This window comes from Corynebacterium sp. (assembly GCF_030532195.1).
In the GTDB taxonomy this organism is placed as follows: Bacteria; Actinomycetota; Actinomycetes; order Mycobacteriales; family Mycobacteriaceae; genus Corynebacterium.
The window spans coordinates 25,281-46,020 of the sequence record NZ_JAUNLP010000006.1 but is presented as its reverse complement, the minus strand read 5'-3'; the positions used below and the strand labels follow the sequence as shown (position 1 = coordinate 46,020).

The 20,740-nt window shown below is 57.0% G+C and carries 25 protein-coding genes and 1 tRNA gene; 10 read left to right on the top strand and 16 right to left on the bottom strand.

Annotated features, from left to right (window positions below):
- Positions 1–12 precede the first annotated feature (12 nt).
- Positions 13–89 (top strand) — tRNA-Leu (locus Q4E11_RS07575).
- A 659-nt stretch (positions 90–748) separates the two neighbouring features.
- Here the strand turns inward: Q4E11_RS07575 and Q4E11_RS07570 are convergent.
- From Q4E11_RS07570 to Q4E11_RS10635, 11 genes are all read right to left on the bottom strand, one after another.
- Entirely contained in the window at positions 749–1,159 is a 411-nt protein-coding gene (locus tag Q4E11_RS07570) for a hypothetical protein (protein WP_303164898.1), read from the bottom strand.
- Positions 1,160–1,574: 415 nt separating this feature from the next.
- Complete coding sequence (locus Q4E11_RS07565; protein WP_303164896.1) at positions 1,575–2,402, bottom strand: phage major capsid protein; 828 nt, start codon at positions 2,400–2,402, stop codon at positions 1,575–1,577.
- Positions 2,403–2,598: 196 nt separating this feature from the next.
- A complete protein-coding gene (locus Q4E11_RS07560) occupies positions 2,599–3,036 on the bottom strand; it encodes a hypothetical protein (RefSeq protein ID WP_303164895.1) in 438 nt (145 codons plus the stop codon).
- A 2-nt stretch (positions 3,037–3,038) separates the two neighbouring features.
- Complete coding sequence (locus tag Q4E11_RS07555) at positions 3,039–3,365, bottom strand: hypothetical protein (protein ID WP_303164893.1); 327 nt, start codon at positions 3,363–3,365, stop codon at positions 3,039–3,041.
- The gene (locus Q4E11_RS07550; protein ID WP_303164892.1) at positions 3,362–3,619 is read right to left on the bottom strand and encodes a hypothetical protein; all 258 of its coding nucleotides are present in this window, start codon (positions 3,617–3,619) and stop codon (positions 3,362–3,364) included. Before Q4E11_RS07550 ends, Q4E11_RS07555 begins: the two co-directional genes overlap by 4 nt.
- A gap of 21 nt (positions 3,620–3,640) precedes the next feature.
- Positions 3,641–3,922, bottom strand: coding sequence for a WhiB family transcriptional regulator (locus Q4E11_RS10640; RefSeq protein WP_368410413.1), 282 nt, complete (start codon positions 3,920–3,922; stop codon positions 3,641–3,643).
- Between the two features lie 334 nt (positions 3,923–4,256).
- A complete protein-coding gene (locus Q4E11_RS07540) occupies positions 4,257–5,525 on the bottom strand; it encodes a DUF3631 domain-containing protein (RefSeq protein WP_303164890.1) in 1,269 nt (422 codons plus the stop codon).
- 2 nt (positions 5,526–5,527) lie between these two features.
- Positions 5,528–6,040, bottom strand: a complete 513-nt coding sequence (locus tag Q4E11_RS07535; protein ID WP_303164889.1) for a hypothetical protein — start codon at positions 6,038–6,040, stop codon at positions 5,528–5,530.
- A gap of 286 nt (positions 6,041–6,326) precedes the next feature.
- On the bottom strand, positions 6,327–6,632 hold the full coding sequence (locus Q4E11_RS07530; RefSeq protein WP_303164888.1) for a hypothetical protein: 306 nt from the start codon (positions 6,630–6,632) through the stop codon (positions 6,327–6,329).
- 70 nt (positions 6,633–6,702) lie between these two features.
- On the bottom strand, positions 6,703–7,071 hold the full coding sequence (locus Q4E11_RS07525; RefSeq protein ID WP_303164886.1) for a hypothetical protein: 369 nt from the start codon (positions 7,069–7,071) through the stop codon (positions 6,703–6,705).
- Between the two features lie 28 nt (positions 7,072–7,099).
- Positions 7,100–7,294, bottom strand: a complete 195-nt coding sequence (locus tag Q4E11_RS10635; RefSeq protein WP_368410412.1) for a helix-turn-helix transcriptional regulator — start codon at positions 7,292–7,294, stop codon at positions 7,100–7,102.
- Positions 7,295–7,452: 158 nt separating this feature from the next.
- On the opposite strand from Q4E11_RS10635, the gene Q4E11_RS07520 reads away from it, so the two are divergent.
- A complete protein-coding gene (locus Q4E11_RS07520; protein ID WP_303164885.1) occupies positions 7,453–8,043 on the top strand; it encodes a helix-turn-helix domain-containing protein in 591 nt (196 codons plus the stop codon).
- A gap of 203 nt (positions 8,044–8,246) precedes the next feature.
- A complete protein-coding gene (locus Q4E11_RS07515; protein WP_303164883.1) occupies positions 8,247–9,401 on the top strand; it encodes a site-specific integrase in 1,155 nt (384 codons plus the stop codon).
- A 220-nt stretch (positions 9,402–9,621) separates the two neighbouring features.
- Here Q4E11_RS07515 and Q4E11_RS07510 read toward each other — a convergent pair whose 3' ends face one another.
- Both Q4E11_RS07510 and Q4E11_RS07505 read right to left on the bottom strand, forming a co-directional pair.
- On the bottom strand, positions 9,622–11,205 hold the full coding sequence (locus Q4E11_RS07510) for a succinic semialdehyde dehydrogenase (RefSeq protein WP_303164881.1): 1,584 nt from the start codon (positions 11,203–11,205) through the stop codon (positions 9,622–9,624).
- Between the two features lie 62 nt (positions 11,206–11,267).
- A complete protein-coding gene (locus Q4E11_RS07505) occupies positions 11,268–11,600 on the bottom strand; it encodes a hypothetical protein (protein WP_303164880.1) in 333 nt (110 codons plus the stop codon).
- A gap of 177 nt (positions 11,601–11,777) precedes the next feature.
- Here Q4E11_RS07505 and Q4E11_RS07500 point away from each other — a divergent pair, with 177 nt between their 5' ends.
- Both Q4E11_RS07500 and Q4E11_RS07495 read left to right on the top strand, forming a co-directional pair.
- Positions 11,778–12,605 (top strand): Bax inhibitor-1/YccA family protein, encoded by an 828-nt coding sequence (locus Q4E11_RS07500; protein WP_303164878.1) that lies wholly within the window; start codon positions 11,778–11,780, stop codon positions 12,603–12,605.
- A 126-nt stretch (positions 12,606–12,731) separates the two neighbouring features.
- Positions 12,732–13,616 (top strand): alpha/beta fold hydrolase, encoded by an 885-nt coding sequence (locus Q4E11_RS07495; RefSeq protein ID WP_303164877.1) that lies wholly within the window; start codon positions 12,732–12,734, stop codon positions 13,614–13,616.
- Between the two features lie 19 nt (positions 13,617–13,635).
- On the opposite strand, the gene greA is transcribed toward Q4E11_RS07495, so the two are convergent.
- Both greA and Q4E11_RS07485 read right to left on the bottom strand, forming a co-directional pair.
- Positions 13,636–14,148 carry a transcription elongation factor GreA gene (gene greA, locus Q4E11_RS07490; protein WP_303164876.1) on the bottom strand — a complete coding sequence of 171 codons (513 nt, stop codon included), beginning with the start codon at positions 14,146–14,148 and terminating at the stop codon, positions 13,636–13,638.
- A gap of 138 nt (positions 14,149–14,286) precedes the next feature.
- On the bottom strand, positions 14,287–14,748 hold the full coding sequence (locus Q4E11_RS07485) for a DUF4307 domain-containing protein (RefSeq protein ID WP_303164874.1): 462 nt from the start codon (positions 14,746–14,748) through the stop codon (positions 14,287–14,289).
- A gap of 161 nt (positions 14,749–14,909) precedes the next feature.
- On the opposite strand from Q4E11_RS07485, the gene mca reads away from it, so the two are divergent.
- From mca to Q4E11_RS07465, 4 genes are all read left to right on the top strand, one after another.
- A complete protein-coding gene (gene mca, locus Q4E11_RS07480) occupies positions 14,910–15,764 on the top strand; it encodes a mycothiol conjugate amidase Mca (protein WP_303165095.1) in 855 nt (284 codons plus the stop codon).
- Between the two features lie 27 nt (positions 15,765–15,791).
- A complete protein-coding gene (locus Q4E11_RS07475) occupies positions 15,792–16,079 on the top strand; it encodes a hypothetical protein (protein ID WP_303164872.1) in 288 nt (95 codons plus the stop codon).
- A 288-nt stretch (positions 16,080–16,367) separates the two neighbouring features.
- Complete coding sequence (locus tag Q4E11_RS07470) at positions 16,368–17,459, top strand: 3-deoxy-7-phosphoheptulonate synthase (protein ID WP_303164870.1); 1,092 nt, start codon at positions 16,368–16,370, stop codon at positions 17,457–17,459.
- Positions 17,460–17,497: 38 nt separating this feature from the next.
- A complete protein-coding gene (locus Q4E11_RS07465) occupies positions 17,498–18,283 on the top strand; it encodes an isoprenyl transferase (RefSeq protein WP_303164868.1) in 786 nt (261 codons plus the stop codon).
- A 27-nt stretch (positions 18,284–18,310) separates the two neighbouring features.
- Here Q4E11_RS07465 and coaA read toward each other — a convergent pair whose 3' ends face one another.
- Complete coding sequence (gene coaA, locus Q4E11_RS07460; protein WP_303164867.1) at positions 18,311–19,246, bottom strand: type I pantothenate kinase; 936 nt, start codon at positions 19,244–19,246, stop codon at positions 18,311–18,313.
- 149 nt (positions 19,247–19,395) lie between these two features.
- Between coaA and glyA the strand changes: the two genes are divergently transcribed.
- Positions 19,396–20,697, top strand: a complete 1,302-nt coding sequence (gene glyA / locus Q4E11_RS07455) for a serine hydroxymethyltransferase (protein ID WP_303164865.1) — start codon at positions 19,396–19,398, stop codon at positions 20,695–20,697.
- Positions 20,698–20,740: the final 43 nt, after the last annotated feature.

Sequence of the window (20,740 nt, the reverse complement as noted above, 5' to 3'; positions counted from 1 at the left end):
TCTTTCCTAGGGGCCCCTATAGCCCAATTGGCAGAGGCAGAGGACTTAAAATCCTTTCAGTGTGGGTTCGAGTCCCACTGGGGGCACCAAAAGGCCAGGTCAGAGAGTTTTCTGACCTGGCTTTTTTCTCGTTTTCACGTAAAAGTGTCCAAAAAGTGTCCAAATAATAATCGGAATCACTAGACAAGTGGCGAAGTGTAACGCTGCTTCGATTCGGTGGTGAATCGCCACCCCATAACCATTACGTTCATCGTTACGGTTACTTTCGCGCAAAGTGAGTACAACTATGGCCACCATGCCCGCGCGTTGATTGCGGAGTCGTTGAAGGCAGACCCCGGCCTATCTAACCGTGAGCACGCACGACGCACCGGAACGAGCGACAACACTGTTGGCAGTGTGCGCCGGGAGCTGGAATCGACTGCGCAAATTGCGCAGTCGGAGACACGAGTGAGTGCTGATGGCCGTGTTCGTCCGGCTACGCAACCTAAGCGAGAACCGGAACCTGAACCGGAGCCGTCACCCCGCGCGACCGCGCTGCCACAAGCAGACCTCGACGAACTCAAAAATGAGTACCTGCACGGTCATCATGACCGGAGTTGGTGCGCTTGCGTGGGGCTTAGGCTCGGTGGCCTGCAATACCCCTGTTCGCAAATCGATTCTAAGCGGTTAAACGCGGGGCGCACGTACTATAGCACCCTTCAACCGCTTACAGAGCGTCCTAGCGCACCGGCCTGAACAGCGCCAACAGCTAATCCGCTGGATCCACGGCGCGCAACCCCACATAGCGACTATCAGCACCATGACGAGCACGCTCCCGCTTCTCATCCGCTTTATCAGCAGCCGCGTACTGGATACGAAGACGAGCCCTATCTTCAGCCGTCGCACCAAACTTGGCAGTACGAAGCCTAAGCTCTCCAGCCAACTTGAAGTCACCAGACCAATAAGCACCGTGGATAGCCGCGGTATCCCGGAGCTCCGCCCAGTCCGTCGCGCGGAAATCAGCCGCCAACGGGTCCTTACCCCACATGCGCCACCACGCCCGCGTAATCTGCGGCCACGGGCGACCATCCGGCATAGCCTCCGGCAAAGGTGGCTGGGGAACCGGAGCGGACTCAATCACACGTGTTGGGAATGGATCACGATTACCCCGAGCTCTCATGTTTGCAGGCTTCGGAGGACGTCCACGGCCACCCAAATTAATCACCTCCAATTAGAAATCACCGGCCTAAACACGCGAAGGCCAGTGTTACGACTTATGCGCTGTATAGCGTTTTAAGCGACCCAAAACTGTAGGGCACACACACTTCAAAGACTCGCTAAAAACACGCCACACGCTGCTACAACACGAAGTAGAGCCACCTCGTGGCTCGAACCCCAGTCTCGTACACAGCCCTAACGCCTACGCCTTCGGGGGCTTCGGCGGCTCGTTGGGTGGGGGATAGCCCCCAGGGGTTAACTGCTCGTCCAGATATTCGTAGCGCTGCGAAACAGCGGCGTAGGCCTGCCGTGGCCGCGTTGTGATGCCGGGGTTGCAGTTAAACCACTGGGGCGCTTTTATCCCTGCGGTGGGGTGCTTACGCGGCGGTGAGAGTGACCTTCACAATTCCGGTCGGGTGAGTGAAACCAAAGCCGACTCGCATGGTGCCACGCACGGCAGTTCGGTCACTGGTGAAGAACTGCTCGGTACTTGCGACGACGGTTGCAGATTCACGCACGACAACATTGCTGAAGGCGTTGGGGATTGCCCAGACGGTGCCCTGGGGTACTGCGGTGGTGGAGTGCAGTGGCACCCCGGCTACGAGTCGGCCGGTGGGGACAGTTGGGTTCGGTTCAAGGAGTCCACGGTTGGAGTCCTTGGACTCCTTCAGCTTTGCCAGGGTGAGGATATCAGCCGGGTTAGCGACGAAGCCGGTTACAGTTGCACCGTTGTTGGCTGCTGCTGCAATGGCTTCTTCAGCCCAATCAAGGTTTGCAGTGTTTCCGTTGATTTCCGTCGCTTCAATCGTGTTGAGTCCTTGCGGCGCTGGTGCGTCGAGTGCTCCAAAGAATGCAGCGTCGATTGCGCGTGTGATATCTCGAACGAGTCCTTCACCAATCTGATTGACTGCTTCGGCGCTCGAGTCACGCATCATTTCATTCGTTGCGATTACGAGTCCAGCGACCTTTGTTGGTGTGACTTCGAGCTCTGCGAATTCTGGATCGCTCGGCGTGATCTCGGCGCCTTCGGCCGTCCACGCTGCAACTGGATCCTTGGTGAGCATTGGGAACCGAGTGGTCTTAGAGCTGGTGATAACGACAGTGGAAACCTGTGCGGCAATCGACTGGTCAATGACTGGTTTGACGAGTAGTTGCTGTACCTGTTCCGGGGTGAGTACCGGCACGGAATTGGTGGTGTTAAGCATGTGTCTGCCCTCCTAGGCAGGTGTTGAAACGTTACTGTTTTTTCCCCTTGGTCGCGGCCTGCGCGATGCTGTGGGGGTGCCCTGCCTGGGGCGTGATGCTGGGGCGTGGGTAAGTGGCGCCTGGCCAACGGATAACCCCGCCCTACGTCTACTAATCTTAGCAGGTGGGGCGGGGTTTCTGAATAGGGGGAGGGGATTATCGGCGGAGTGCTTCAGCCCAGTTTGGTGTAGCGTCTACGCCTGAAGTTCCGCGTCCTTGGTTGGGTGCTTCCGGCTTCGGCTGTGGTTTGCCGTAGCGTTGGATTGCAACCTGTGCGGCTTGGTCTAAGGCTTCGAGGTTGACCTTGCCTTCGTCGTCGATGAGGTCTTGCCACTCGGCTCCTGCGTCAAAGAGGGCTTCGCGGGTAACGCGATAGTTCTTCTGTGCTGTGTCGGCAATCACGGTTTTTGCTAGCAGCTCGTACTTGGCGGCAAGAGCGTCGCGTTCTGCTTCAGTATCACGGAGCTTGGTGCGGTACTTGGCGGCTTCGTTACGCGCGTGCTTCACCTTGTCCTGCTGGGCGTTGCTCTCCGTGGTGCCTTCGACTACTGGGGTGGGGTCGACGTCGGTGGTGGTCTGTTCAGTGTCGGACATGATTAGTCTCCTTCTTGTTGTTCTTCGAGTTGTGGCCAGAAACGGAATCGCACGCCATGAGCGCGCATGTGCACACTGGTTGTTAGTTCTTCCGGAACGTGGTGACCAAGACTGGTGAGAAGCTCGCGCTCCGTGGCAGTGGCATCTCGTTCGAGCACCCGCAACTCGCAGCCGTCTTGCTGGCTGTACTGGTAGCTGAATCCTCCTTGGTTGTGCCAGTAGTTCTCATGGTCTGCGTACTGTGTGGCATCTTCAGCTGCTTGTTGCTTTTTATCTAAGCCGGTGAAGGCCAGCCACCCGCGCGGGTCCGGTTGTGGGAGCTGCTTCATTCTGCTGCCTCGAGTTCGGTGCGGATCCGGTCAGCCCATGCGTCCAGAATTGCGTGGTGCTGGTCTTCGGTGAAGAGCGTCTTCATGGTCATGTCGTTGATGGCGACGAGAGTCCCTAGAGTGACTGCTCCAGCCTGGAACGGTGTCATGATGACGTACTTGTTCGTCTTGGTTGATGCTGCTGCCTTTAGCATCCGGATTGCTTCGAGCTGTTGCCTCGCGCGTCCTACTGCTGGGGTGTCAAAGTTGGTCATTGGTGACTTCCTTTCTATGAATTATTTGGTGTTGTCGAGCAGAATCCCTGCCCACAGGCCTTGTCGATGATCCTGGGGGAGCCGGCCGGCGACGGCGGTGCATTGTGTGAGCACTGGGCAATGTCTGCATATGGTGCGGGCTTGGTGGTGGCGGGCTTCGCGCTGCTGCTTGGTTTCGCCTTGAATGTCGGCGTCGAAGAGTGGTGAGTGTCCTGCGCATGAGGCTCCTGTCAGTGAGGCGTCTCGGATTGGGTAGAGGTTTTTGGGTAGGCTCCTGGTTTTTGGGAATGGTGGTTTCTTCACTCGGTTGACTCCAGCAAGTCAGCGATGGAGTTTCCGAGTTGAACCATTTGTTCTTCAGTGAGCAGGACGGCGAACCCTGGCATTCCGAGGAACCACATTCCAGTGCCGTCCTCGTCTGGTTTAAGGACGATGCTGAACTTCTTCCTTCGGTCGACAGACCGGCATTTGATGTATTTCCGCATGGCAGTTTCCTTTAGTGAGAAATGACGGTGTTTTGGCTCCCCTCTCCCATGCCTTCTGGGAAGTCCGGTACAAGTGGTACATCCGGTACCGTGCAGGTCAGAGGGGTGGAATTAGTACCGGATACCGGTTTGGTACCGGTACTGATGTGCTTCTAGGCCGGTACCGTGAAGTCCAAGGTCGGCTCTTCCTGCTGAGGTTTTGATGTTTTGGTACCGGAGTCGGTACCGGTACTGCTTGCCAATGCGGTACCGTTTTCACCCGCCTTGACCTGCGAGGTACCGGAAGTACCGGAGGTACCGGACTTCCCGGATAGGGCGGGGAGGTAGCGGTCGAAGGCGTCCTCCAAACCGGCTTGCTTACTCGTTGCTCCGAAAATGTAACCGCGCTTCTTCTGCTTGGTGCTGTCCTTGTACTGGACTGGCTTCACGTCGAACTGAGAGAGGAAGCGAGACAGACTGTAGGCGGTTAGCCCGTCTTTGCCGATAGTGCTCCATGGTGCTGAGTCGAGGCTTCGGAGCTTCATCACCAATTCGGCGGTAGGCATTTGCTTCACTTCGTGTTGCACAAATACTTCGCGCACATCTTCGAGAAGCTGAATTTCAAGAGTCGGCCGTTCTAGCTTTGTGTCAAATACAAAATGCTTGCACGCATTTCGGGCAGTCTCTGGCCAGTGGCCTTCAGCCATGTCTGCGATTGCGAGAAGTGGTTCCCAGGTTTCGGCTGGGCGGTCTTCGACTCCTTCGGGCATTGTTGGAATGCCGATGTTCTTTCGGTTTGCATTGCACCATTCGGCGATAGCAGTTTTGGTGTCCTTGATCTCGGACATGGCTGTGCGCTCGCGATAAGATGCAATCTTTTCGCCTTTTCGTCGACGCTTGAGATTGACAATGATTGAGCGGGTAGCGATGGTGTCTGGCAGGTTTCCTGCGATACCAGCGAGTGCTACCGGCGCATAACACTCGAATGGCGCCACAGACATGTTTGAGCCTTCTCCGGTGCATCGGTAGACGCGGGCGCCACGCTTGTAGCCAGCGTTGAGTAGGCCGCGTAATTCTTCCGAGCTGCTGGTCGCTTGAGCACCGAAGATGGTGTCTACCTCGTCGAGAATGACTGTCGGGGGAGTTCCTCCTTCTCCGGATTGTGATGAGATCATTCGGAAGAGTGCGGCGGGAGTCATGTTTGCACTCATACATGGCCGGTATGCCACCAACTCAAGCAGCTCAATGAGCCGAGTTTTCCCTGATTGTGGTGCTGGACTACTGGCCACCAGTCGAGGAGTTGTGTAGAACTGCTCGGCAAGGTAGGTATGCGCTGTCCAGAGTGCGAGCATTGGTGCTACATGCTTGTTGGGGAACACCATGTATTTGGCGAACCAATCTGCAAGATTGTCGAGATGTTCACTGATGGACTTTGCGGTCATTGTTAGGCCGCCTCCTTTAGGCGGCGGTGTGGCTGCTCGATGCGGAGAAACAGGTCAATTTCCGGCTGGTAAACCTCTTTGAGTGACGCCTGAATAGTCTCCAGCGGTGCGGTCTTCGTCTCCTTGGCAAGGCGGGAGAAGATTGCGCAGGTTTCATTGCGGAAGCGGTCTTCACGGAGAGCCTTGGCAAGAGGCAGTGCCATGTCTCCGGTGGATTGATTGGTCGCAATATCCAGAAGAGCCTGCTGGACGCTGAAGCCGAATTCCCCATTTAAGGAACCATTGGCGACGGCCTGGTCATAAAGAGCAAGCCCCATTGCCTCACGTCCAGAGATAGTGCCGAGGCCGGGAATCTCCAGCATCGTTTTGTAGATCAAGCGGTAAGGCTCTGTTGTGAAGTCTGATGCCTCTACGCTTTCCAGCGTCTTTTGGCGAAGGCCGGGCGTAAGGTCAAGAATTGCTGCGAGGAACTGCGTACCTCGGTAACTAATCTTCTGTGAGTGTGAACTCACCATTCCTCCTAAAACATGGAGCCAGCAGGTTGCAAAAAAGGGATCCGGAGGGGAGACAAATCCCTTGTTCCCGGTCGAAGAATCGAACTTCGTCAAATGAACCGTTCCGGGATATCGTGATGTTTCGTCACGGAGTTTTGTCACACCAACGATTTAGGCTGCTGCCTTGATAGGGCGGTGGTCTGTAGAATCGCTGCAATCTAGGCGGCTTAGAAGGTCGGTTATGTCGAAGACGAGCTCTTCGTCGGCCTGGTCGAGAAGCAGGTCGCAGGTGATTGGAGTCATGGGCTTACTTCTCCTTGTTTGTGAGCGAGTGAATGCTGGAGAGCAGGAGAAGGGCGGTGTCCTGCTCTAGTTCCTTTTCGGCGGCGTCGAGCGTGTAGCAGGTCTTGCATGGGTAGTACTCGGAGTGTTCGGATGGATTGCCGACTCGGACGATGTGCTGCTTGTGGATAAAGTGGCCGCACTTAGCCTGGAGGCCTTCTTTGGTTTCGTGCTCGATGAGGTGAGCGGCGCGGCGACGTGGCCTTTTCGATTGAGTGGCAGTGCGTGTATCGGAATTATGTTCGATATTGGTGTTAGAATGGTATTGCACTGTTGATCTCCTTTCTTAGTGCTTTTGGGTTCGGAAAAGCGTCTTACTTCTTCGCGATAAGGCGCTTTTCTTATTTCAGATTGGCGATCATTCCCATGACCGCCTTCTCACTCTGCCCTGCCAGGTACTTCATGGCAGCGGTGAAGGAGTCCTTTGCGATGAGTGTGAGAAGCGTGTCCTTGCCGAAGTGGGCAATCATGCCGTCGAGCATTTCTTCCTTGTCGATATTGGGGGCAAACTCGTAGTTTTCGCCCTTAACGACGTCGATGTAGTCGGTGAGTACTCGTCGAAATGCAGGCTCGATGCGCTCGGCGAGGATCTCCTTAACCTCGAATTCCCACGGAGCGCCTTCTGGTGAGCGGTCTGGCATGTGCTCCTGAATGAGTGGAAGTGTTTCGGTGGCGGTTAAGACGATAAAGGCGTTGTGGAAATTGGTCACTGTTTTTCCTTTCGGTCTGCGCTTTGGGTTAAGCGGCGGTTGGCTCTGCCGGTAGTTCGTCGATGCCAAGTAGGTCAAGAAGAGGCTTTGCTGGAATTACGTAGCGGCCACCAACCTTGATTACTTGCGTCGGAAAAGTGTCGTTTCGGATCGCTTCGTAGACCGAAGACCGGGAGACTCCTAGCAGTGGTGCTACTTCGGAGGGGTTGAAGGAGAGCTTCACAATTACTCCTTATTGGGGTGGTCTGGATAGAATAATGCACACAGGGCGAACAAAATAAACACGCTACGTGTTGTCCGCTGTGAACATCTAAAAACGACTATAGTCGGATTGTCCGCTATGGTCAACACGACATGGACAATTCCGGAAAGGTGTAGGTCATGGCAATTAGTACCGAAAGTGGATGGACACCAATCCAAGATTTCGTGTCCCAAAACGTAGGAACTCTCCGAAAGTCCGCGGGAATGTCTAGGCAGGAACTAATAGAAAGACTCGACAGAATGGCTGGAGTCGAGATGCACCCAACGACTTTGCGCAGAATCGAAAATGGTGAACAGCAGCCGAAAGTCCTTGAAGCCGTTGCCTTTGCAAGGGTCTTCCAAGTGCCGGTTGAAAGACTTGTATCCGAACCGATTAACCCAGCGCTGTCAGATGTTCACACGTATATGAGTAACTGCCGAGAAGCAGTGAAAGATTTACTCAACGAGGCACAAGGCGTGCCAGACTTCCTCGGAGAAGCGATTGAAACGCTGGCAACTGCGAGTGACCCAGAGGTGATAAACGCGGAAGCGACCAGAGACTTGTGGGCATTCCTTAAGTCGCACGCACAAGTCGTAAGGGACGCTATCCAGCTTCGAAACGACGCCGGACTCGAAACTGAGATCAGAATGAGTAAAGGGGCTGATGGAATTAATCCATGGTGGGAGGAAGGCAACTTCCCAGAAATTGGATCGTTCCGTTCCCAAAATTAATAAGGGTCTCGTAGTAGGCCAGGCCAATCAAAGCACTATGCGAAAAATCTCAGATGAAAAATTATTTGTTCAATAGATGAGGCGAGTCAATAGTCCTTCTCGCATGCCTCTTTCGAAAGTGTCGAAAGTGTAGAAAACGCAGGTCAACACGTAAAAACAACTTTCGACAGCCGTGTCGAAAGTGTCGAAAAGGAACCACCACAATGGCACGAGGCCGACCAGCACTCACCCCAGGAACCTGGGGCGAGATAAACATAAATCCAGTCACAACTGGCGAAGACGGAAAACCAACCCGCTGGGAAGCGGACACGAGACTACGACTCACCACAGGCGAAACCGTCAGAGTACGAGCACGAGGAAAGTCAGAGAACAAAGCCAAAACCGCACTGAAGCAACGATGCGCACAACGCCTCGAAGAACACACCGACCACTCGGAATTATCCTCGACAAGCACATTCTCTCAACTGCTCGACGAATACCTAGCCGTCAAAAAGACCGACGGCACACGACCGCAATCCGTCGATAGATACACCGACGTAATCGAAAAACATTTAAAGCCCACCCTCGGAGCACTAAGGCTCAACGAGATTACCCCGCTCGTCATGGATCAGTGGCTACACTCGCATAAGCGTCGCAACGTCCAACAGTGCAGAACAGTCCTCAACGGAGCGTTCGGGCTCGCTGCTCGATACCGGCTCATCGGCCATAACCCAATGAAAAACGTCAGACCACTAAAGGCAACGAAGAAGGAAGCAAACCGACTCACACCCGATGAAGTAATCGAGTTCCTAGAGGATCTAAAGAAGAGTAAGTACGAATACGTTTACGACGTGTGCGTCCTAGCGCTGCTCACAGGATTTAGAGCAGGGGAGCTGTTAGCGCTCAACTTCAGCGACATTGACGAGGAAAAAGACCCTCCAGTCCTCACTCTGAACGCAACGATTAGTTACTCGAAGGCGACCGGGAACATTCGCCAGGAGCACGGAAAGACCGACGCGGCCACGCGCTCAATTTCGCTAGCGCCGAAAGCAATGGAGATTATTCGAAGAAATAGGGAGCGTCACGGCGATTATCTTCCGATGGTGTTTCCGTCGGCTACGGGAACGTACAGGTGGGAGAACAACTTTAACGAAGATTTTCGGACGGCACGCGGGGAGAGGTGGAAGAACGTCACAATCCACACGCTTCGGAGGACGTTTAGCAGCGTCGGCAAAGGCAACCTTGACCCGTGGTCTCTTGCTGTTGCAATGGGTCATGCCGACAGCTCGATTACCGAGAAGTTCTATATCGCACGTGACGCGGTGGACGTTGCAGCATTCGCAGACCAGTTGATTCCAGGCGCGGACGAGGAAGTGTAACACGGCAGGAACTGTCCAAAAAGTGTCCAAATAATAACCGGAATTAATGAATATGGGCGAAACTAGACGGGATAACTAGATTGTTGAGCTGCAATAATAGGAATCTCGGTCAATGACAGGAACCAACATTATCGCCCTTTAACACCCTTTCAGTGTGGGTTCGAGTCCCACTGGGGGCACCAAAAGGCCAGGTCAGAGAGTTTTCTGACCTGGCTTTTTCCTATGGCAGAATCCGCAGCTTCTTACCCAGCTGCAGCACGCCGTTAAACACCTTCGCGTATGTCTCACGCGGCAGTGCCGGCATGGACACCGGGGTAATGCGCTGAACAGTCACGGTCTGCGCGTCGGTGTACTTCAGCAAACCGTCCTCCGCTTGACGACGGCCCACACCCGATTCCTTGAAACCACCCATCGGGGCATCGACGGATGCAAAGGATGCTGCAAAACCATCGTTGACATTGACGGAGCCAGCCTCAATCTGTGGCGCCAATTCCTTTGCTCGCTTCGGCGAGGTCCACAGCGACGCGTTGAGGCCGTAGCGGGAATCGTTGGCCTTGGCAATGCCCTCGTGAACATCGGCGACGCGGTGCAGGACAACCACCGGACCGAATACCTCTTCGGTCAACAGAGCAACGTCCTCCGGGACGTCGGTAAGCACGGTCGGTTCGTAGAACAGCGGCCCCAAATCCGGACGCGGACGACCACCGGCAAGCACAGTGGCGCCGGCCTCGATAGCTTCGTCGACCATGGTCTTGACCGTATCGAATTGGCTCTGCGACTGCAGGCAACCCATCTCAATTTCCCAGTCGTAGCCAATGCCGAGTGACATCGCCTTGACGCGGTCAGTAAACGCCGGGACGAATTCATCCCAGACGGCATCGGCGACATAGATGCGCTCGATGGAGACACACAGGTGACCGGAGTTGGTGAATGCACCAATCCGAGCGCCCTCGACAGCGCGGTCGACATTGGCATCCTCGGCGACAATCAGTGGATTCTTGCCGCCGAGCTCAGCGGAGAAACCGATCAAGCGCTCGCCGGCCTGCTGTGCCAGGCCACGGCCGGTTTCGGAGGAACCGGTAAACATCAGGTAGTCGCACTGCGAGACAATCGACTGGCCAACGACGCGACCGGGGCCGGGGACGACCTGGAAGACGTCGTCAGGCAGGCCAGCGCGGTAGAGCAGATCGACGGCGAGCAGCGCAGTAAACGGCGTGGTGCTATCCGGCTTCAGCACAATGGCATTGCCGGCCATGAGAGCGGCGAGCGCATCGGAAATAGCCAGGGTAAGTGGGTAATTCCACGGCGAGATCACGCCGACAACACCCTTGGGATGGTGGTAGACGGTGGTCTGGGAAAGCACCGGGATTGCGCCATGGGCCTTCTTTGGCGCCAACATCTTTTCGGCCTGATTGCCGTAGTAACGAGCCGTAATAGCGGTGTGGATGAGCTCCTCATGGGCGCTGGCGCGGTTCTTACCCGTCTCCGCCTGTAGTACGTCCAGAATTTTGTCGGAGTGCGTAAACAGCAGGTCGTGGAAGTGGTGGAGCACATCACGGCGCTGTGCCATCGACACCCGAGCCCACACCTTTTGGGCAGCGCGTGCACGCTTGAATGCCTCATCGACATCGGACTGCGTACCGACGGGAATTTGCGCCAATTCCTCGCCGGTAAACGGCGTCGAAATAGTCTTAGTGTCCGACTGATCAGCCACCGTGACCCGCTTTAGTAGGCGAGTCACCAGGGCTTCATCAAGCGGATTGCGAATGGAATTGCGGTGTGAAGTAGCAGTAGATGCTGTCATGTGTCAGATACTACTGACGTACACCGCAACGAGATAGAAAATTTGGCAAAACTACTGAAAACTCAGTAGGTCGTCCAACCGAGGCGACGGTTGCGGTCCGGATCTTGGGGGCCGTCGTTGCCGAATTCAAACGGCTCGTGACCATCGACGTCGCCGTAGCGCATCTCTGGATCCTCTTCGAGGTCATCATCAGCGTCGATGTCCGGCTTTTCCTCGGCCAAGCGCTTGCCGAGCGTGTCATGCGGTTCGGCCCCGCGCCACCGATCCGGGGCATCCATGACGTAGTTTTCACCATCACCGGTGAGGAACACGCCGTCGAGCCCCTCCGAGCCATCCAACGTGGTCTCGTCGAAGTCACCAGTGGTATCCGGGTCATAGTCAAGGCCGTCTGACATCTTGACCAGCCTCCTGTTCATCATCACACGGGGTGGGCCACGCCTGCTGACAGGCGAGGAATTACCTTGATAATAACCGTTTTTTCAGGTTGGGAACAATAGGCGGGGCTCGGTCGTTGTAGACAATGTACGTAAAAATCAGTTCAAAATCTCTAAGAGAAAAGAAAGAAGGACGACGTGCGCGAAAGCAGCAATCCTGCATTCAGTTCACTAACTAAGACCGTCGCCCGCGAACAGTCGGGAATGCAGCAATACGGCCATGGTCAGATGGGCGCCGACTACGGGATGAATCCCTACCAGTCGCAGGTTGCCGCTGATTACCGTCCGATGACGGTCGATGATGTGGTTTCGAAGACTGGCATCACGCTGGCTACCATCATCGTTGCCGCTGCGGTGAACTTCTTCATCGCCGTCAGTGTCTCCACCAGCCTGGCCATGATTCTCACCATGGTCGGTGCCATCGGTGGTCTGATCACCGTTCTGGTTTCCACCTTCGGTAAGAAGTACGGCTCCGCTGCTGTCACGCTGACCTACGCCGCCTTTGAGGGGCTCTTCGTCGGCGGCATCAGCTTCGCCTTCACCGCTCCTATTCAGGGTATTTCCGCTGGCGCACTGATTATGCAGGCAGTGCTCGGCACCCTCGGTGTCTTCATCGGTATGCTCTTTGTCTACAAGTCGGGCGCAATCCGCGTGACGCCGAAGTTCACTCGTTTTATGAGCGCCGCGCTGATCGGTGTCCTGGTTCTGGTCCTGGGCAACCTGCTGCTGTCGCTGTTCGGCCTGGGCATGCCGCTGTACAACGGTGGTCCGCTGGCTATCATCTTCTCGCTGGTCTGCATCGGCCTGGCTGCCTTCAGCTTCCTGATTGACTTCGATCAGGCAGACCGTCTGGTTCGCGCTGGTGCTCCGGCTAACTACGCCTGGGGCGTCGCTCTCGGCCTGGCCGTGACCTTGGTCTGGCTCTACACCGAGATCCTGCGTCTGCTGTCCTACTTCAGGGACTAAACTTTTAAGTCTCGCTGACTAAGCGTCGGCTCATCCCACCGCGGGGTGAGTCGGCGTTTTTCTTTTGTTGTCACAAATTTTTCGGTTCCCCATAAAGCATGCGCTGTAGTGTTTTAGTTTTGAGCCATGACTGAGTCAACGCACCGCATCGAACCAACCAGCATCATCTGTTCAGACGGGGTAACGCTAGCGGGGCAGTGGGTGCTTCCGCTTGACGACGAATCCTCGGTTACCAAAGCCACAGTCCTCCACCCGGCAACGGGCGTGGATATGAATCTCTACCGCAAGTTCGCCATTAATCTGGCGGAGGCGGGAATGCCAGCTCTAATTTATGACTTCCGCGGCACCGGCGCATCGGCTACCGGCGATGCCAAGCGCGACCGCGGCATCCGGATGAGCGACTGGATTCTCTACGATGTTCCGGCTGCCACGGTTGCACTGAAAGAGAAGTTCCCGAACGCCAAACATGTCGGAGTCGGCCACTCAGTAGGTGCTCACGGCATGCTGGCCACACAGGCGGAAAAGCCTGTAGATGCCATGGTGATGATTGCCAGCCACGCGGGCATTACCCGAACAATTAGCACGGCCGCAGAGCGTGCCAAGGTATGGACAATCTTTAATATTGTCACCCCGATTTGCTCACGCCTCATGGGGTATGTGCCCGTCGAAACACTGGGGGTCGGCAAGTCAATCCCAGTTGGTGTGATGACACAGTGGGGTAAGTGGACCCGGAAGAAGCAGTATTTCTTCGACGATCCCGAGTTCAATTTGGCCGAGCGTTTCGCGCAGGCCACCGGACCACTGCTGTCCGTGGTATTCACCGACGATCTGTGGGCCAATCGCTCGGCAGTTGACATTTTGACCAATCAGACCGCGCAGTGTGACGTCGTAAAGCGCGATGTTGAAGCGGGTAAGGGGACAAAAAATGGACCGATAGGCCATATGGGCTTCTATCGGTCCAAGAATCGGCAGTTGTGGCCGGAAGTCACCGCCTGGATTGAGGCGGCGTAGAGCAAAAGCCTAAAAGAGCTTAGGCATCCATGTCCGGGTTGTACGGCTCAGCCTTGACCACGGTCACGGAAATTTCGTCGCCGCTCGGGGAAGCGTAGGTGCGGGTCTCGCCCTCCTTGGCACCAATGAGTGCCTTGCCCAGCGGGGAGTCGGTGGAGTAGGTCTCCAGGTTCGGGTTGGAGGAGTCTGCACCGCGGGTACCGATGAGGAAGGTCTCGGCGTCGTCCTCGTCGCCGTCGTAGTAGACGTGGACAACAGTGCCCACCAGAGCCACGCCGGACTCCTGCGGGATTTCGCCGACGGTAGCGCGCTGCAGGAGGTCTTCGAGGTAACGGATGCGTGCCTCTTCCTGGCCCTGCTGCTCGCGGGCAGCATCGTAGCCAGCGTTCTCCTTCAAGTCGCCCTCTTCGCGACGCTCGTTAATCTCAGCCGCGATGACCGGGCGGTTTTCGTATAGCGCCTCAAGCTCAGCCTTGAGCTTGTCGTAGGACTCCTGGGTGAGCCATGGGCTATTGTTCTGTGCCTCAGTCATGGTTCCTCCTGTGATTTATGCCTGTTTAATACAAAAGCGGCCCCGCCTGGGGCCGTCAATGCGTCACAGGATAGCACTGTCACGCCTGATGGCAATAACGGCGGGGCCGAAAAGGTAAAACTGGCTTTACTTTGCGCTTTACTTTGCGGGCTTCAAGAATTCCGGAATCTCGGTGGAGCAGCCGTAGACATCGCCGGCGACAGCCATCTCACGAGTGGAAATGGGGACATCCATACGGACCGTCTTCTCACCGCCGCCCGGGATGAAGACATCGCGGCGACCAACCTCAGCTACGTCGTAGTTCAGTGCGTAGATGATGCAGTAGCTGTCCAGCTCAGGCTTCTCACGAGTCACGTCCAACGTGAAAATGAACTGCTCATCTTCCTTGCCGGGAGTGCGGCTCCATCCGGCCTGGGATGCGGAGACATCCGGGGCGGACACACGATTCATCTGAACGAAGATATACGCACCAGTGATAACCAGCATTGCAAGAATGCCAATGACAACTAGCTTCGCCGGCAACGTGCGGTTTTTGGTATCGCCATAGCGTGCGCGTTGCTGCTGTCGCACTGCGGTATTTCGCTCCGAACTTTCAGCCATGTCTCTTAGCCTATCGGAGTTGCCGGGCGACGTGGTAAAATGTTGATGAGTAAACAATAATGGCGGCGCGGGTGCCATCCTGCGCGGTCGTGACACTATACTGGCACGGTATTCACACAGTCGAACAAAAGGGGAGTGGCTTTAAAGTGGCACTGCGGCTGATGGCGATTCATGCTCATCCGGATGATGAATCCAGTAAGGGCGCAGCAACGATGGCTCGCTATGCCGCAGAGGGGCATCGCGTCAAAGTGGTGACCTGCACCGGCGGCGAGGCTGGCAGCATTCTCAACCCCGCAATGGATCGCCCAGATGTCCGTGAGAACATTGCAGCTGTGCGTGTGCATGAAATGGCAGAGGCCGCAAAGGCGCTCGGCATCGAGCATGAGTGGCTCGGTTTCACCGACTCCGGTCTGCCGTCGGGCAATCCCGTGCCAGTGCTCTCGCACGGCGTATTTGCCCGCCAGAACGTGGAGGATGCGACGAAGCCGGTAATCCGCGCCATCCGCGAATTCCGCCCGCACGTCGTTATTACCTACGACGAAAACGGCGGCTACCCGCATCCGGACCACATCATGACCCACATTGTCTCCATGCGCGCCTGGTTGGAGTCCGGCACCGACAAGTACCCGGAGCTCGGTGAGCCCTGGGAGATTTCCAAGCTCTACTACACCCACGGGTTTATCAAGGCGCGCCTGATTGCGCTGGATAATTACTACCGCGACAACGGGCTGGAAAGTCCTCTGGCAGAGTCTTTCCGTCGCTGGACGAAGACTCCGGGTGACATCATGACGCGCGTGACCACTCAGGTCGAGTGCGCCGACTACTTCCCGCAGCGAGACCAGGCACTGCTGGCGCACGCCACCCAGATTGACCCGCATGGTCCCTTCTTCGCTGTGCCCTGTGACATTCAGCAGAAAGTCTGGCCGACTGAGGAATTCGAGCTGGCCCGCACCCGCGTGCAGACGCAGCTGCCGGAAACCGATCTTTTTGCCGGTATTGACCCGGACGCGGAATAGTCCCGATTTAACGCTAAGCTGGAACTCATGATTGAAAGCCTCGATGCCCTGGCGGCTCGCACGACAATTTTTCTCGCCCAGAATCCCACTGGTCCGCGTGGCGCTGACTTCGGTAAGGCCTCGCCGGTCGGCCTGCTAATCATTGTTGTTTTGCTGATCATTATCCTCGCGCTCGGCTGGGATCTTTCGCGTCGTGCCAAGCGCATGGCCGCTCGCCGTAAGTTTGCAGAAGCCCACGATATGGACCCGTTCGATGGGGAGGCTATTGATGCAGCTATGGATGCAGAAGAACGCCGTCGTGAAGCGGAGCGGTAAGCGCTTGATGTGCTGAACATATCGTCTCACGTTGTGGGATTGTGTGTTCGAATTGCGGGATTAGTTATCGCGGTGTACGATTAGCGACATGCGTATGTGGCGATTTTATTTTTCGAAGGCTCCGGAGGCCGAGACCAGTTAGTCTCAGCCGGCGGACAATCGTCACGTCGCCAACAACCGGAGCCAAAGGCAGCAGCCCCACTACTAGGGGCGCTGCCTTTTGTCGTATCTAGAACCAAAAACATGCGTGACTAAACCCAATATCAGCACTTAGGAAAGAGCACCCCGATGACCCCACCGACCTCACTCGAAGCCCCCGCATCCACCGCGAACCGTCGCGTTGTCGCATTCCACGACCTGCCCTCGCCGGAGGAAGTCATGGCGAAGCAGCCACTGACGCCGGACCTGATCAACGACGTCGAAAAGTCGCGTCTCGATGTCGCGCGCGTCGTCGCCGGCGAAGACGACCGTCTGCTAGTCATCGTCGGACCGTGCTCCATCCACGACCCCGAGGCCGCCATCGATTACGCCCGCCGCCTCAAGGCCACGGCCGATGAGCTTGACGACGATCTGCTGGTTGTCATGCGTGTGTACTTCGAAAAGCCACGGACGACGGTCGGTTGGAAGGGCCTGATTAACGACCCTGACCTGGATAGTTCCTACAAAATTATTAAGGGCCTGCACATGGCTCGCGAAGTCCTGATTGAGGTGCTGCGCACCGGCCTGCCCGCCGGCGCCGAATTCCTCGAGCCAAACAGCCCGCAGTACATCGCCGACGCCGTGTCCTGGGGCGCGATTGGTGCGCGCACGACCGAGTCGCAGGTGCACCGCCAGCTCGCTTCCGGACTTTCCATGCCAATCGGCTTCAAAAATGGCACCGACGGCAACGTTCAGGTCGCCGTGGACTCGCTCGTTTCCGCAGCTAACCCGCACTTCTTCTTCGGCATGAACGACGACGGCCGCGCTGCCGTGGTCGAGACCGCCGGCAACCAGAACTGCCACATCATCCTGCGCGGTGGCACCTCCGGGCCCAACTGGGATGAAGAATCCCTGGCCGATGCGGTGGCTCGTCTGGAAAAGGCCGACCAGACTGTCAGCATCATGGTCGATGCCTCCCACGCCAACTCCGGCAAGTCCGAGGTGCGCCAGGCAGAGGTCGTCGAGGAGCTGGCAAAGATGATCGGTGCCGGCGATGAGCGCATTACCGGCATCATGATGGAGTCCTTCATCGAAGGCGGCAACCAGAAGATCACCGACGGCCGCAACGGTCTGGTCTACGGCAAGTCCGTCACCGATGCCTGCATGGATTGGGAAACCACCGACCGCCTTCTGCGCACTCTGGCTGCAGAAGTCCGGAAGCGTCGTGAAGCACGCGACTAACGGTAACTCCGCCATGCCCATTGGGTAGGGTTACGAGTGTGAAAGAAAATCAGCCATCCTCACTCAGGCGGATTGCATATCCGATCTACGAGCGCAAACTAGCCCAGGAGCTAGAAGGAAAGCCCCGCCCCAAGCACGTTGCCATCATGGCCGATGGCAACCGGCGCTGGGCGCGGGAGGCTGGATTTACCGACGTCAGCCACGGCCACCGCGTCGGTTCGCGCAAAATTGCGGAGTTCGTTGGGTGGTGCACCGAGCAGGACATCGAGCTGGTCACCATCTACCTGCTGTCCACCGAGAATCTCGGGCGCCAGCCCGAAGAACTCGCGTTACTGTACGAAATCATCGCTGATGTCGTCGATGAGCTGGCGCATTCGCCTCACGACGTTCGGTTGCGCATGGTCGGCCACCTGGAGCTCCTCCCGGAAAAAATGACCACCCGGTTGCGCCACGACGAAGAACTAACCGCCAACAACAACGGCATTCAGGTCAACATCGCCGTCGGCTACGGCGGCCGACAGGAGATTGTCGACGCGGTGCGCAAGATTATTCACGAGGCCGTCGAAGAGGGCGTCGCCGCTTCCGAACTTGAGGAACTCGTCACCACCGACGCCATCTCGCGTCGGCTCTACACCTCCGGACAACCAGACCCCGATCTGGTCATCCGCACCTCCGGAGAACAGCGGCTCAGCGGTTTCCTGCTGTGGCAGTCGGCCTACTCCGAAATTTGGTTCACCGACACCTACTGGCCCGAGTTCCGCCGCATCGACTTTCTCCGTGCGCTGCGGGATTATTCGCAGCGCTCGCGCAGGTTCGGCAAATAATCCCCCATCCGGAAATTTTTCCGGATGTTAGAGCTTCCGCATTCTCACCCGGGAGACCTTGTGGTCCTTGGACTTGGTCAGTACCAAGGAGGCTCGGACGCGAGTGGGCAAAATATTTTCCGTAAGGTTGGGCAGGTTCACCTGCTGCCAAATCCGACGGGCCTCCTCAGCCGCGGCTTCGTCGTCAAGCGTGGCGTAATCGGCGAAGTGCGCGCCCGGAGCGCGAAACGCCGTTTGGCGCAGGCGGAGGAAACGGTCGATATACCAGCGCTCGATGTCCGCGCGTGGGGCGTCGACGTAGACGCTGAAGTCGAATAGGTCGGAAATCATGAGCGTCGGGCCCGTCTGTAGGACATTGAGGCCCTCGAGGATGAGGATGTCCGGGCGGTCGACTTCGATGAACTCATCCGGAACTCGGTCGTAGAGCGTGTGCGAGTACACCGGCGCCTTGACGTGGCGCGCACCCGATTTCACCGCGGTGACGAACTTCATCAGTGCACGCTGATCGTAGGACTCGGGGTACCCCTTGCGCTGCATGATGCCGCGACGATTCAATTCTTCGGAGGGGTAGAGAAAACCGTCGGTGGTGACAAGATCTACCCGAGGGTTGGTCTCCCAACGCTCCAACAGCACCTGGAGCAGACGAGCGGTCGTTGACTTGCCGACCGCCACCGAGCCAGCGACGCCGATAATAAACGGCACCGCCGCGCCCCGGGAGGGGTCCTCGCCGAGAAAGTTCGACGTGGTGACGTTCAATTCTCGATGGGCGGCAACGCGCATGTGAATCAGGCGCGACAGCGGAAGGTAGACATCAGCGACTTCCTGAAGGTCGATGTTTTCGCCGATACCGGAAAGTCGCTCGGCTTCCTTCGCCGTGAGCACTAGGGGCATATTCTTGCGCATTTCACGCCACTGCTCGCGCTTGAACTCGACGTAAGGGCTGGGAGATGTTGCGCGGGTCATAGTTCAATTGTGCCAAGGGGGTAGCCAAAATCGGAAAACGGGCCGCTAAAGGGGGCATACCGGGAAGCTGGCGCTTTCGTGGTTTGCCCCGGAAAGGGTTAGCATGGCCTATGACATTGAAGTTTTATTGAAAGGTCGAAAACGCACTCATGACCGGGGCTAACAATAACGATGTCCGCTACCAATCACTGCGTGAAGTCGACCCTGACCTCGCAGAGGCAATGGCAGGGGAACTTTCTCGTCAGCGAGACATGCTGGAAATGATCGCTAGTGAGAACTTTGTTCCGCGCGCAGTCCTACAGGCGCAGGGCTCGGTTCTGACCAACAAGTACGCCGAGGGTTACCCGGGACGTCGTTACTACGGCGGTTGCGAGTACGTCGATGTCGTCGAGGACCTGGCACGCAACCGCGCCAAGGAACTCTTCGGTGCGGAGTTCGCCAACGTCCAGCCGCACGCCGGCGCGCAGGCCAATGCAGCCGTGCTCCACGCGCTGATCAACGCCGGCGACAAGATCATGGGTCTCGACCTGGCACACGGCGGCCACCTGACTCACGGTATGAAGCTGAACTTCTCCGGCAAGCTCTACCACGTCGCCGCATACGGTGTGGACAAGGACACCATGCGCATCGATATGGACAAGGTGCGCGAGCAGGCGCTGGCGGAAAAGCCGGATGTTCTCATCGCAGGTTGGTCGGCGTACCCACGCCACCTGGACTTCGAGGCTTTCCGCTCGATTGCCGACGAAGTCGGTGCCAAGCTGTGGACCGACATGGCGCACTTCGCAGGTCTGGTCGCCGCTGGTCTGCACCCGTCGCCAGTTCCGTACTCCGACGTTGTGTCGACCACCGTCCACAAGACTCTCGGTGGTCCTCGTTCGGGCATGATCCTGGCCAAGCAGGACTACGCCAAGAAGCTGAACTCCGCTGTGTTCCCGGGGCAGCAGGGTGGCCCGTTGATGCACGCGATTGCTGGCAAGGCCGTCGCATTGAAGATCGCTGGCACCGAGCAGTTCAAGGAGCGCCAGGAGCGCACCCTCGCCGGCGCTCGTATCCTCGCAGAGCGTCTGACCGCTTCCGACTGCACCGCGGCAGGCGTCGATGTTCTCACCGGTGGTACTGACGTCCACCTCGTGCTTGCGGACCTGCGCAACTCCGAGATGAACGGTCAGGAGGCCGAGGACCTGCTGCACGAGGTTGGCATCACCGTCAACCGCAATGCAGTTCCGTTCGACCCGCGCCCGCCGATGGTTACATCCGGACTTCGTATCGGTACACCGGCGCTGGCCACCCGTGGTCTCGACGAGAAGGCTTTCACCGAGGTCGCCGATGTCATCGGTACCGCCCTGGCTGCCGGCAAGAACGCGGATGTTGACTCCCTACGCGCTCGTGTCTCGAAGATCGCCCAGGAATTCCCGCTTTACGACGGCATCGAGGATTGGAACCTCATCTAATACTGCACCTGTGCAGCGCGAACACCCGTTCTAGCCAGTGGGC